The 12,003-nt window shown below is 64.2% G+C and carries 10 protein-coding genes; 8 read left to right on the forward strand and 2 right to left on the reverse strand.

The features are described from left to right. The first annotated feature begins 42 nt into the window (after positions 1 to 42). The 8 genes from lepB to KIP88_RS38250 all read left to right on the forward strand — a co-directional run bounded on the left by lepB (position 43) and on the right by KIP88_RS38250 (position 9,537). On the forward strand, positions 43 to 801 hold the full coding sequence (lepB, locus tag KIP88_RS38215) for a signal peptidase I (RefSeq protein ID WP_214493338.1): 759 nt from the start codon (positions 43 to 45) through the stop codon (positions 799 to 801). Further along, the gene (gene rnc, locus KIP88_RS38220) at positions 798 to 1,616 is read left to right on the forward strand and encodes a ribonuclease III (RefSeq protein WP_214493339.1); all 819 of its coding nucleotides are present in this window, start codon (positions 798 to 800) and stop codon (positions 1,614 to 1,616) included. Before lepB ends, rnc begins: the two co-directional genes overlap by 4 nt. Then, complete coding sequence (era, locus tag KIP88_RS38225; protein ID WP_214493340.1) at positions 1,606 to 2,535, forward strand: GTPase Era; 930 nt, start codon at positions 1,606 to 1,608, stop codon at positions 2,533 to 2,535. Before rnc ends, era begins: the two co-directional genes overlap by 11 nt. 180 nt (positions 2,536 to 2,715) lie before the next feature. Further along, positions 2,716 to 3,096 carry a hypothetical protein gene (locus tag KIP88_RS38230; protein ID WP_214493341.1) on the forward strand — a complete coding sequence of 127 codons (381 nt, stop codon included), beginning with the start codon at positions 2,716 to 2,718 and terminating at the stop codon, positions 3,094 to 3,096. Positions 3,097 to 3,223: 127 nt separating this feature from the next. Continuing rightward, entirely contained in the window at positions 3,224 to 3,976 is a 753-nt protein-coding gene (recO, locus tag KIP88_RS38235) for a DNA repair protein RecO (RefSeq protein WP_214493342.1), read from the forward strand. A 185-nt stretch (positions 3,977 to 4,161) separates the two neighbouring features. After that, positions 4,162 to 6,417 carry a DNA topoisomerase IV subunit A gene (parC, locus tag KIP88_RS38240; RefSeq protein ID WP_214493343.1) on the forward strand — a complete coding sequence of 752 codons (2,256 nt, stop codon included), beginning with the start codon at positions 4,162 to 4,164 and terminating at the stop codon, positions 6,415 to 6,417. Positions 6,418 to 6,526: 109 nt separating this feature from the next. Beyond that, positions 6,527 to 8,527 carry a PQQ-binding-like beta-propeller repeat protein gene (locus KIP88_RS38245; protein WP_214493344.1) on the forward strand — a complete coding sequence of 667 codons (2,001 nt, stop codon included), beginning with the start codon at positions 6,527 to 6,529 and terminating at the stop codon, positions 8,525 to 8,527. Positions 8,528 to 8,595: 68 nt separating this feature from the next. Next, on the forward strand, positions 8,596 to 9,537 hold the full coding sequence (locus KIP88_RS38250; protein ID WP_214493345.1) for a cation diffusion facilitator family transporter: 942 nt from the start codon (positions 8,596 to 8,598) through the stop codon (positions 9,535 to 9,537). A 101-nt stretch (positions 9,538 to 9,638) separates the two neighbouring features. Here KIP88_RS38250 and chrA read toward each other — a convergent pair whose 3' ends face one another. Both chrA and KIP88_RS38260 read right to left on the reverse strand, forming a co-directional pair. Beyond that, complete coding sequence (chrA, locus tag KIP88_RS38255) at positions 9,639 to 11,042, reverse strand: chromate efflux transporter (RefSeq protein WP_214493352.1); 1,404 nt, start codon at positions 11,040 to 11,042, stop codon at positions 9,639 to 9,641. After that, positions 11,042 to 11,860: a chromate resistance protein ChrB domain-containing protein gene (locus KIP88_RS38260; protein ID WP_214493346.1), complete on the reverse strand. Its 819-nt coding sequence runs from the start codon at positions 11,858 to 11,860 to the stop codon at positions 11,042 to 11,044. The genes chrA and KIP88_RS38260 overlap by 1 nt, the downstream gene beginning before the upstream one ends. Positions 11,861 to 12,003: the final 143 nt, after the last annotated feature.

A 12,003-nucleotide genomic window follows, 5' to 3' on the forward strand; every position in this document is an offset into this window, starting at 1 on the left:
CTGCCACCGCGCGGGCAAAGGCCTGCGGGAATTGGGAAAGCGATGAGCGTGACCTCCAGCACAAAATCTGAAAGCGGCTTGGGTGAAACCATCCGCGTCGTCATCCACGCTCTCCTGATCGCGCTCGTGATCCGCACTTTCCTGTTCCAGCCGTTCAACATCCCCTCGGGATCGATGAAGGCGACGCTTCTGGTGGGCGATTACCTGTTCGTCTCGAAATATTCCTACGGCTATAGCCACTATTCCATTCCATTGTCGCCGCCGCTGTTCTCGGGCCGCATCTTCGGTTCGGAGCCGAGCCGGGGCGACATCGTGGTGTTCCGCCTGCCGAAGGACGACTCCACCGATTACATCAAGCGCGTGATCGGCCTGCCGGGCGACCGCATCCAGATGCGGGAAGGCCTGCTTTACATCAACGACAAGCCGATCAAGCGCGAGCGGCTTTCCGACTTCATCGGCGAGGACCCTTGCGGCTCGGACGCTACCGCGCGCGTGAAACGCTGGAAGGAAACGCTGCCGAACGGCGTCAGCTATGAATCGCTCGATTGCGTCGACAACGGCTTCTACGACAACACCAACATCTACATCGTTCCCGCCGGCCACTTCTTCATGATGGGTGACAACCGCGACAACTCGACGGACAGCCGTGTGCTGTCGGCGGTGGGCTACGTGCCGTTCGAGAACATCGTCGGCCGGGCGCAGATGATCTTCTTCTCCATTGCCGAGGGCGAACATGCCTGGATGTTCTGGCGCTGGCCGACCGCCGTGCGCTGGAATCGCCTATTCTCAATCGTGCGATGAACGACGAAACAGCGACCATTCCTGACACATCGACCTCGGGCGAGCCGGGCCAGCAGGCCGAAGCCGCCGGCGTCGCTGCGCCGAAAAAGAAGCGCGGCAAGGCCGGGGCCAAGGCGGCCGCTGCCGCGATCGAGGGGCGTATCGGCTACAAGTTTTCCGACCCCGCGCTGCTGACGACCGCCTTCACCCATGTCTCGGCCTTGAAGCCCGCCACGCGTCATCGCGCGGACAGCTATCAGCGGCTGGAATTCCTCGGCGATCACGTGCTCGGGCTGATCATCTCCGACATGCTGTATCGCGCCTATCCGCGGGCCGACGAGGGCGAATTGTCGAAACGGCTCGCCGATCTCGTGCGCAAGGAAAGTTGCGCCGACGTCGCCAAGTCACTTGGTCTGCTCGACGATATCAAGCTCGGCGCGGTCGGCGCGGGGGCGGGGGCGCGCCTGCGCAAATCCGTCCTCGGCGACATCTGCGAGGCCGTGATCGGGGCGATCTATCTCGACGGCGGCTATGCGGCGGCGTCGCAATTCGTCGAGCGCAACTGGCTGGAACGGATGCGCAAGCCGCGCCGGCCGCTACGCGATCCCAAGACGGTGTTGCAGGAATGGGCCCAGAGCAAGGGATTGCCGACGCCGGTCTATCGCGAGATCGAGCGCACCGGGCCGCATCACGACCCGCAGTTCCGTGTCGCCGTCGACTTGCCGGGATTGACGCCCGCCGAAGGTGTCGGCGGCTCCAAGCGCGCCGCCGAGAAGGTCGCGGCCTCCGTGATGATCGAACGCGAAGGCGTGGGCGGTGGTAGCAATGACAGTTGAATCCTCAGCCGAAGCCACGTCCGCCGAGACCCGTTGCGGCTTTGTCGCGCTGATCGGCGCGCCCAATGTCGGCAAGTCCACGCTGGTCAATGCACTCGTCGGCTCCAAGGTCACCATCGTCTCGCGCAAGGTGCAGACGACGCGGGCGCTGATCCGCGGCATCGTGATCGAGGACAATGCCCAGATCATCCTGGTCGACACGCCCGGCATCTTCTCGCCCAAACGAAGGCTCGACCGCGCCATGGTGTCCACCGCCTGGAGCGGGGCCCATGATGCCGACCTCGTCTGCGTGCTGCTCGACGCCAAGGCCGGAATCGACGAGGAGGCCGACGCGATCCTGAAGAAGCTCGCGACGGTTCAGCATCCGAAAATCCTGGTCTTGAACAAGATCGACCTGATCCCGCGCGAGAAGCTGCTAGCGCTGGCGCAGGCCGCCAATGAGCGCATGAAATTCGAACACACCTTCATGATCTCGGCGCTGTCGGGCGACGGCGTCGCCGATCTGCGCCAGACGTTGGCGAAGAGCGTGCCGCCGGGGCCGTTTCATTACCCCGAGGACCAGATGTCGGATGCGCCGCTGCGGCATCTGGCAGCCGAAATCACCCGCGAAAAGATCTACCGCCAGCTCCACCAGGAACTGCCGTATCAATCCACCGTCGAGACCGACACCTGGACCGAGCGCAAGGACAAGTCGGTGCGCATCGAGCAGACGATCTTTGTCGAGCGCGAGAGCCAGCGCAAGATCGTGCTCGGCAAGGGCGGCGCCACCATCAAGTCGATCGGCGCGGATTCGCGCAAGGAGATCGCCGACATCCTGGGCGTGCCCGTGCACCTGTTCCTGTTCGTCAAGGTGCGCGAGAACTGGGGCGACGATCCCGACCGCTACAGGGAAATGGGACTGGAATTCCCGAAGGAATGATCGAGGCAATGTATTGCGATCGTCATTGCGAGCGAAGCGAAGCAATCTATCTGCGCCGCGCAAAGAAAGAATGGATTGCTTCCGCATTCGCTCTTCGAGCTACGGCGGACAAGTCGTCGCCTTGCTCCCTGGCGCCAACGCTTCGCGTTTGTCGCAGGCAATGACGGAGTTGGCAGCCCGATGAACGTACCCCGCAACGTGCTGTGGTTTGAGGTCCTGCTGTATCTGTCGCTGACGCTGGATGCGGTATCGGTGGCGTTTCAGGACCGCACGCCCACAGCGAAGATGACGGCGCAGATGATCAACACCGGAACGCTGATGGCGGCCGGCCTGATCCTGCTTTTGGTTTATTTCGTCCGGCTCGCCGCCGAGGGCCGCAAGAACTGGCCGCGCTGGGTGCTGGTGGCAGCGCTGCTGCTGTCGGTGATTTCCCTGGTGCAAATGATCGGCGAGAAGGGCCTGCAGTTCGACAGCGGCATCGAGGTGATCTCATGCGCGCTGACGGCGATGGGGCTGTATTTCTCCTTCACCGGCGACGCGGTGGGGTGGTTCGACGCCTAAGCATACGGGTGGGCAAAGGCGCTTCGTGCCGTGCCCACCATCGCGCGCGACACAGTTTGTTGATCGTTGGTGGGCACGCTGCGCTTTGCCCACCCTACATGCGCCGAAATCCTGTAACCTCCACCCCATGGAATGGACCGACGAAGGCATCGTGCTGGGCGTGCGGCGACATGGCGAATCTTCCGCCATCGTCGAGCTGCTGACGCGCGGGCATGGCCGTCATCTCGGCCTGGTGCGCGGCGGTGCCTCGTCGCGGATGCGGCCGCTGCTGCAGCCCGGCAACAGCGTCACGGCGGTCTGGCGAGCCCGGCTCGACGAGCATCTCGGCACCTACGCCATCGAAGGCACCCGACTGCGCGCGGCAACGCTGCTCGCGTCCTCGCACGCGGTCTATGGCGTCACCCATCTGGCCTCGCTGGCGCGGCTGTTGCCGGAGCGCGATCCGCACGAGGACATCTATGAGATGCTCGACCGCACGCTCGACGACTTTGACGATGCCGGCGGCGCGGCGGCGCACCTCATCAGGTTCGAACTCGCGATGCTGGCCGAACTCGGCTTCGGCCTCGACCTGGAAAACTGCGCCGCCACCGGCGAGACCGCCGACCTGATCTATGTCTCGCCAAAGTCCGGCGGCGCGGTGTCGCGGCGGGCCGGCGAGCCCTACCGCGACCGGCTGCTGCGGCTGCCGGCCTTCCTGCGCGAGGGCGAGGGTGGCGCGAACGGCTGGTCCGACCAGGACCTGCAGGACGGCTTTCGGCTGACCGGGCTATTCCTGCTGCGCCACGTGCTGGAACCGCGCGGGCAGGGCCATTCGGATGCGAGAGATGGGTTTATCAACGCGGTGACGCGGTACCGGGCGCGAATCAGTTCGTCGGCCTGACCCGCTCCTTCAACCCGTCGTCCCTGCGAAAGCAGGGACCCATACGCCGCGGCGGTCGTTTGGCGCCGGGTCTTGAGTCATTTTTCCAACAAACACCTGTGGTTATGGGTCCCTGCGTTCGCAGGGACGACGGATGCCGTGTTTCCCGTCTTGCCCGATTCACCGCAAAAGTTTAACGCCTCCCCATGGGAAAACGACAGCTACCGCCGGAAGAACCGGCCGAAATCCACGAGGTCATGCTGCGCGATGCGCTGGAAGAGCGCTATCTCGCCTATGCGCTCTCGACCATCATGCACCGTGCCCTGCCGGACGCCCGCGACGGGCTGAAGCCGGTGCACCGGCGCATTCTGTACGGCATGCGCCTGTTGCGGCTCGACCCCGGCACGCCGTTCAAGAAATCGGCGAAAATCGTTGGCGACGTGATGGGCTCGTTCCATCCGCATGGCGACCAGGCGATCTACGACGCCATGGTGCGTCTGGCGCAGGATTTCGCCTCGCGCTATCCGCTGGTCGACGGCCAGGGCAACTTTGGCAATATCGACGGCGATAACCCGGCCGCCTATCGTTACACCGAAGCGCGCATGACCGAGGTCGCGCGGCTGCTGCTCGAGGGCATCGACGAGGACGGCGTCGAATTTCGACCCAATTACGATGGCCAGACCAAAGAGCCGGTCGTGATGCCCGGCGGCTTCCCGAACCTGCTCGCCAACGGCGCGCAGGGCATCGCGGTCGGCATGGCGACCTCGATCCCGCCGCACAACGCGGCCGAGCTGTGCGACGCGGCGCTGCATCTGATCGACAAGCCCGACGCCAAGTCGAAGTCGCTCCTGAAATGGGTCAAGGGTCCCGATTTCCCGACCGGCGGCATTATTATCGACTCCAAGGAAAGCATCGCCGAAGCCTATATGACCGGCCGCGGCTCGTTCCGCACCCGCGCCAAGTGGACCCAGGAGGAGGGCGCGCGCGGCACCTGGGTCGTCGTCATCACCGAGATCCCGTGGCTGGTGCAGAAGTCCCGGCTGGTCGAGAAGATCGCCGAGCTTCTGAATGAGAAGAAGCTGCCGCTGGTTGGCGACGTCAGGGACGAATCGGCCGAAGACGTTCGCCTCGTGATTGAGCCGAAATCCCGCGCGGTCGATCCGGCGTTGATGATGGAATCGCTGTTCCGGCTCACCGAGCTCGAGAGCAAGATTTCGCTGAACCTCAACGTGCTGATCAAGGGCAAGATCCCCAAGGTGGTGGGACTTGCCGAGTGCCTGCGCGAATGGCTCGACCATCTGCGCGACGTGCTGGTCCGCCGCTCGAATTTCCGCAAGACGCAGATCGAGAACCGGCTCGAAGTGCTCGGCGGATATTTGATCGCCTATCTGAACATCGACAAGGTGATCAAGATCATCCGCACCGAGGATGAGCCGAAGCCGGCGCTGATCAAGGCGTTCAAGCTCACGGAAGTCCAGGCCGATGCCATCCTCAACATGCGCCTGCGCTCCTTGCGCAAGCTCGAGGAATTCGAAATCCGCACCGAGGACAAGAACCTTCGGGGCGAATTGAAGGGCATCAAGTCGCTGCTCGGTTCCGAGACCGAACAATGGTCCAAGGTCGGCGAGCAGGTCCGCAAGGTTCGCGATATCTTCGGGCCGAAGACGCCGCTTGGCAAGCGCCGCACGATGTTTGCCGACGCACCCGAACACGATCTCGCCGCGATCGAGGAAGCTTTTGTCGAGCGCGAGCCGTGCACGGTGGTGATCTCCGAGAAGGGCTGGGTGCGCACGCTGAAGGGCCATGTCGAGGATATCTCGGGGCTTGCGTTCAAGACCGACGACAAGCTCGACCACGCCTTCTTCGCTGAGACCACGTCAAAACTGCTGCTGTTTGCCACCAACGGCAAATTCTATTCGCTCGATGTCGCAAAACTGCCGGGCGGCCGCGGCCATGGCGAACCGATCCGCATGTTCATCGACATGGAGCAGGATGCCGCGATCGTCTCGCTGTTCATCAACAAGGGCGAACGCAAATTCCTGATCGCGAGCAGCGAAGGGCAGGGCTTCGTCGTCAAGGAAGAGGACTGCGTCGGCAACACCCGCAAGGGCAAGCAGGTGCTCAACGTCACCATGCCGAACGAGGCCTGCGCGATCGCGACGGTAGCGGGCGACACGGTCGCTGTGATCGGCACCAACCACAAGATGGTGCTGTTCCCGCTCGACCAGATCCCGGAAATGGCGCGCGGTCGCGGCGTGCGGTTGCAGAAATATTCCAGCGCCAAGCTGTCTGATGTCGCCGTGTTCGAACTCAAGGCGGGATTGACCTGGAAAGATTCCGCCGGCCGCGAGCAGAGCATGAGCGCCAAGGAATTGTCCGACTGGCGCGGCAACCGCGCCGACGCCGGCCGCCTCGCGCACGGCCTGCCGAAGTCGAACAAGTTCTTGCGGGGCGTGGAGTAGGGCCGGGAAGCCGGATTACGGTTTCGTAATCCGGCCGCGATTTCTCCTGATCCCCTTTGACTGCGCCCTTGTTCTCGCCGATGCTCGCCTGAGGGTCAGGGAGGCGGCATTGCGCAAAGCAGGATCGCGACGGCTCATCACATTAATCGGCCTTGCGCTCACCTTGTGCGTCATGCCCGTCACGCTCCGCGCCCAATCCATCCCCGGCGCGCTGCCTGAATCCACCAAAGCACTGTCGCAGGGCGAATGGCCCGCTTATGCCGGGACCTACGCCGCGTCGCGCTATTCGCCGCTGACGCAGATCGATCGCGACAATGCCAAGAACCTCCGCGTCGCCTGGCGCTGGAAATCGCCCGACATGGCGATCAAGGAGGCCAATCCGAAAATCGGCCCGACGCGCGCCCACGAATCGACGCCGCTGATGATCGGCGGCGTGCTCTACACCTCGACGACGCTCTCACAGGTCGCGGCCATCGATGCCGCGACCGGCGAAACCAAATGGCTGTTTGATCCCAAGGTTTACGAAAACGGGCTTGGCATTCCGGCCAACGATGGCTGGCTGCACCGCGGCGTCGCCTATTGGCGCAATGGCGATGACGAGCGCATCATCATGCTCACGGCATTCGCGCAGATGATCGCGCTGGATGCGAAGACCGGGAAGCCGGTGCCGGGCTTCGGCAATGACGGCCGGATCGACCTCACGCAAGAGCTGCGCCGCCCGGTCGATCGCGACTACTACACCATGAGCACACCGCCGGTGATCGTGCGCGGCGTCATCGTGGTCGGTTCGTCTGTCATGGACTGGTGGCGGAAAAGCCCGTCGCCGCCCGGCGATGTGCGTGGCTTCGACGTGGTGACCGGCCGGCTGCTCTGGACCTTCCACACGGTGCCGCAGGGCGAGGAGCCCGGCGTCGAGACCTGGCAACGGGAGTCGTGGCGGGAGGCCGGCAACGCCAATGTCTGGGCGCCGATGAGCGCGGACGAGGACCTCGGCTATGTCTATCTGCCGGTGAGCACGCCGACCAACGATTACTATGGCGGCCACCGTCCCGGTGACGGCCTTTACGGCGACAGCCTCGTGTGTCTCGAAGCGGCCACCGGCAAGAAGGTCTGGCACTACCAGCTCGTGCATCACGGATTGTGGGATTATGACACCCCGGCGGCGCCAACCCTGATCGACATCACCGTCGGCGGCAAGCCGATCAAGGCGGTGGCGCAGGTGACCAAGCAGGCGTTCGTCTACGTATTCGATCGCGTCAACGGCCAGCCGGTGTGGCCGATCGAGGAACAGCCGGTGCCGGCTTCGAGCGTGCCCGGCGAAAGCGCATCGAAGACGCAGCCATTTCCAACGAGGCCGGCCCCGATCGACATTCAGGGCGTGCGCGACGAAGACCTGATCGCTTTCACGCCGGAGCTCCACAACGAGGCAAGGGAGATCGTAGCGAAGTACGATCACGGTCCGCTGTTCACCCCGCCGTCCGAGCGGGGCACCATCCAGGTGCCCGGCGTGGCCGGCGGCGGCAACTGGGCCGGTGCCGCGATCGATCCGGAAACCGGCATGCTCTATGTCGGCACCTATCGGCTACCGTTCGTCGTCACCGTTCGCAGGCCGGGGCCGGGTGAGTCGCGCTACGACTTCATCGGTGAGTTCCGCTATTTGTCCGGACCGCGCGGCTTGCCGCTGCTGAAGCCGCCATTCGGCAGCATGCTCGCCATCGACATGAACAGCGGAGACCACCGCTGGCGGATACCGGTCGGGCGTGCCGAACTCATCCCGACCATTCAGCAGCTCGGCATACGTGAGCGGCTGGGATTTCCCACGCGGAGCTGGGCGCTGATTACAAAAACGGTGATGATCGTTGTGCAGTCCGGCTATTTCAGCGCGCCGCGACTGCCTGCCGGGGGCACGCGCCGGATCGCCGATCTCAACAATTTCGATCCGCATCTTTGGGTCTACGACAAGACGTCAGGCGAAATGCTGGCGGAGGTTGCGGTGCCGGCTAACGCGGTCGGCGCGCCGATGACCTATATGGCTGGCGGCAAGCAGTTCATCGTGTTTCCGGTCGGCGGCGGTCCGCTGGTGGAGGAGATGATCGCGGTTTCGCTGTAATAGTATTCGATAATCTGCGCGCTATATAAGTCGCCGTCGAAACATCAGAGACGGCGGCTGTCAGCGAAATGGCGCACGACCACCATCACTCCCATTCCCACGGGCATGATCATTCCCATGGTCACGCCGGCCACAGCCACGCGCCGGACAATTTCGGCGCCGCGTTCGCCATCGGCGCCGCGCTCAACACGGCGTTCGTCATTGCCGAGCTGATCTTCGGCTATGCCGCCAACTCGCTGGCCCTGATTTCCGACGCCGTCCACAATCTCTCCGATGTGATCGCGCTGCTCCTGGCATGGGGCGCGGCGTGGCTTGCGCAGAAGCAGCCGACGCAGCGGCACACCTATGGCTATCGCCGGGCTTCGATCCTGGCGGCTCTATTCAACGCCGGCCTGCTGCTGGTTGCGGTCGGCGGCATCGTCGTCGAGGCGGTCAACCGGCTCTACAGCCCTGCGCCGGTCGCGGGCTGGACGGTCGTGGTTGCGGCGTTTGGCGTCGCCATCAACGGCTTCACCGCGCTATTGTTCATGCGCGGCCGCCACGGCGACCTCAATATTCGCGGCGCCTATCTGCATATGGCGGCGGACGCGGGCGTTTCGCTCGGCGTGGTGGTCGCGGCGCTCATCATCATGCTGACGGGATGGCTGTGGCTCGATCCCGCGATCAGCCTCGTCATTGCCGCCGTGGTGTTCTGGAGCGGATGGGGCTTGGCGCGCGACAGCGTCAGTCTCGCGCTCGACGGCGTGCCGCGCGGCATCGAGCTTGCGAAAGTGCGGGATTACCTCGCCGGGTTGGAGGGTGTCACTGAAGTGCATGACCTCCACATCTGGGCGATGAGCACCAATGAGACCGCACTGACCGCGCATCTGGTGCGGCCCGGTGGCAGCGAGGACGCCTTTCTGCATGGGGTCTGCGAGGAACTCTCGCATCGCTTCAACATCCACCATCCCACGCTGCAGATCGAAGCCGCCGCCGAGGTGTGCAAGCTAGCGCCGGCCGAGCGGGTGTAACGCCGTAGGGTGGGCAAAGCGCAGCGTGTCCACCATTCGGCCCCCTCGGAAAAATGGTGGGCACGTCGCTTACGCTCCTTTGCCCACCCTACGAATCCTCTTCAAGCCACACCCGCAAACCGCATCGCCACGCCCGCCGCGCACGACCCCGCCAACACCCACAGCATCCCGACGTTAAGCCGGAAAATCGCGGTCGCCGCGGCAGCCGCCAGCACGAAGGCTGCGATATCGAGACTTCCCCACACCGGCATATCGAACGACAGCCCGAACGAGCGAACCGGGATGGTCTGCCGGAACAGCGTGTGCAATCCAAACCAGATCGAGAGATTCAGGATCACGCCGACGACCGCGGCCGTGATCGCGGTCAGCGCGCCCGCCAGCCCCCTGTTGCCGCGCAGCGTCTCGATATAGGGCGCACCGAGGAAGATCCAGAGGAAGCAGGGGATGAAGGTGACCCAGGTCGCCAGCAAGCCGCCGAGCGTGGCCGCGAGCATTGGCGACAACCCGCCGGGATCGCGATAGGCGGCCATGAAACCAACGAACTGCAGCACCATGATCAGCGGGCCCGGCGTGGTTTCGGCCATGCCGAGTCCGTCAAGCATCTCGCGCGGCTGCAGCCAGTGATAATGCTCGACCGCCTGCTGGGCGACATAGGCCAGCACCGCATAGGCGCCGCCGAACGTCACCATCGCCATCTTGGAAAAGAACAGCGCGATCTGGCTGAACACGTTGGCCTGCCCGAGCCCGATCAGGAGTGCGGCCACCGGAACCACCCACAGCAGCAGCCACACCGTGCTTACGCGCAGCGCGCGGCCGACGTTCGGGCGCACATGCTCGGGCAATTCCTCTCCGAGCAGGCTGTCGACCGCGGCGGTCTTCCCGCCACCACCGCCATGTTCGACGGCGGCGAATTCCGGCCGTCCGCTCTTCGCGCCGAAATAGCCGATCACGCCCGCCGCGATGATGATGATCGGGAAGGGCACGTTGAAAAAGAAGATCGCGACGAAGGCAACCGCCGCCAGCGCGATCATCACCCGGTTGCGCAACGCGCGTTTTCCCACGCGGACCACGGCGTGGACGACGATGGCGAGCACGGCTGCCTTCAACCCGAAGAACACCGCCTCGACGAAGCCGACATTGCCATAGGCCGCGTAGACGTAGCTCAAGCCCATGATGGCGATGACGCCGGGCAGGATGAACAGACCGCCGGCCATGATGCCGCCGGCGGTCCGATGCAACAGCCAGCCGATATAGGTCGCAAGCTGCTGCGCCTCCGGTCCCGGCAGCAGCATGCAGTAGTTCAGCGCATGCAGGAATCGGCTCTCGGAGATCCAGTTTTTCTCCTCGACCAGGATGCGGTGCATCACCGCGATCTGCCCGGCCGGGCCGCCGAAGCTGAGCACGGCGACCCGCAGCCAGACGCGAAAGGCTTCACCAAAACTGATGCCGTGACCGAGGTTCCGGCTTGCGCCAGCCTCGGTCGTCTTGTTCACGGTGGCATCCATTACGACTTCGCCTTGTTGGTCGGCCAATTGTGCGTCTCGCCGGTCGCGTCGCGGCACCAGCGGTAGAACGCGTCGTACAACGTCATGCCGGCCTCGAGCTGTTCGAGATCGTCATCGAACATCCGCGACAGGCCGAGCGAGGCGGCGAGCAATCCGGGTGCTTCCGGCGCGAGATCAAGCCGCCCGGTGTCGGCGCCGCGCACCATCGCCGCCAGCCGCAGCAAGGGCGGCGTCGCCAGGCCGAATTCCTCGATCATGACATCGAAGGTGCAGAGTTCGCCGCGGTGGCTCCAGAACACGTTCTCGACGTCGAACGGCGCGGCATTAAAGCGTTCGCCGACCGCCAGCACCTCCGGCGGCGCGACGAACAGGAACACGGCGTTCGGATCGACGAAGCGGCGGATCAGCCAGGGGCAGGCGATGCGGTCGATCTTCGGCCGCGCGCGGGTGACCCAGACGGTGCGGCCCTTCGCGTCGCGAGCGGGCAGTTTCTCAGCAGGAACCAGCGGCAGTTTTGCCGCCTTCCAGCCTTCAAAACCGCCTTCCAGCGCTTCGGCCGAAACATCGAGATGTCGCAGCCAGGCGGCGGTGCCTTGCGCCAGTTTCTGGCCGCGCAGGCAGACGACGATGGCCGGGCGGCCTGAGAACTCTTCGCCCCAGTCGGCGGCTTGCGCGTGGTTGCGCCTGATAGCACCGGGAATCAGCCGCGGGTCGGCGGTGAAATCCTCGTCGGTGCGAACGTCGATCAGCGCAGGCGTGTTCGCCGTGCCGATCAATTTGGAAAGCTTGTCCGGAGATATCGTGGTGTAGGATGACATGGCTGCGCCCTCGTAAAAAACGGGACGCGATACTTGGGCATGTCGCCTCGTGGGGGGATCGCAAAACCCCCATGAGCGGAATTAAGCCTCAGAGACTTCGTCTGTCAACTGATTCACGCGGTGCCGTAGGATGGGTGGAGCCA

The sequence above is a fragment of the Bradyrhizobium sp. SRL28 genome, assembly GCF_018596315.1.
Taxonomy (GTDB): domain Bacteria; phylum Pseudomonadota; class Alphaproteobacteria; order Rhizobiales; family Xanthobacteraceae; genus Bradyrhizobium.

Bases quoted from the DNA above. Each gene is read 5' to 3' on its own strand.
- chrA (WP_214493352.1), bottom strand. From the start codon at position 11,042: ATGGATGCCACCGTGAACAAGACGACCGAGGCTGGCGCAAGCCGGAAC.
- era (WP_214493340.1), top strand. From the start codon at position 1,606: ATGACAGTTGAATCCTCAGCCGAAGCCACGTCCGCCGAGACCCGTTGC.
- parC (WP_214493343.1), top strand. From the start codon at position 4,162: ATGGGAAAACGACAGCTACCGCCGGAAGAACCGGCCGAAATCCACGAG.
- KIP88_RS38260 (WP_214493346.1), bottom strand. From the start codon at position 11,860: ATGTCATCCTACACCACGATATCTCCGGACAAGCTTTCCAAATTGATC.
- rnc (WP_214493339.1), top strand. From the start codon at position 798: ATGAACGACGAAACAGCGACCATTCCTGACACATCGACCTCGGGCGAG.
- lepB (WP_214493338.1), top strand. From the start codon at position 43: ATGAGCGTGACCTCCAGCACAAAATCTGAAAGCGGCTTGGGTGAAACC.
- recO (WP_214493342.1), top strand. From the start codon at position 3,224: ATGGAATGGACCGACGAAGGCATCGTGCTGGGCGTGCGGCGACATGGC.
- KIP88_RS38250 (WP_214493345.1), top strand. From the start codon at position 8,596: ATGGCGCACGACCACCATCACTCCCATTCCCACGGGCATGATCATTCC.
- KIP88_RS38230 (WP_214493341.1), top strand. From the start codon at position 2,716: ATGAACGTACCCCGCAACGTGCTGTGGTTTGAGGTCCTGCTGTATCTG.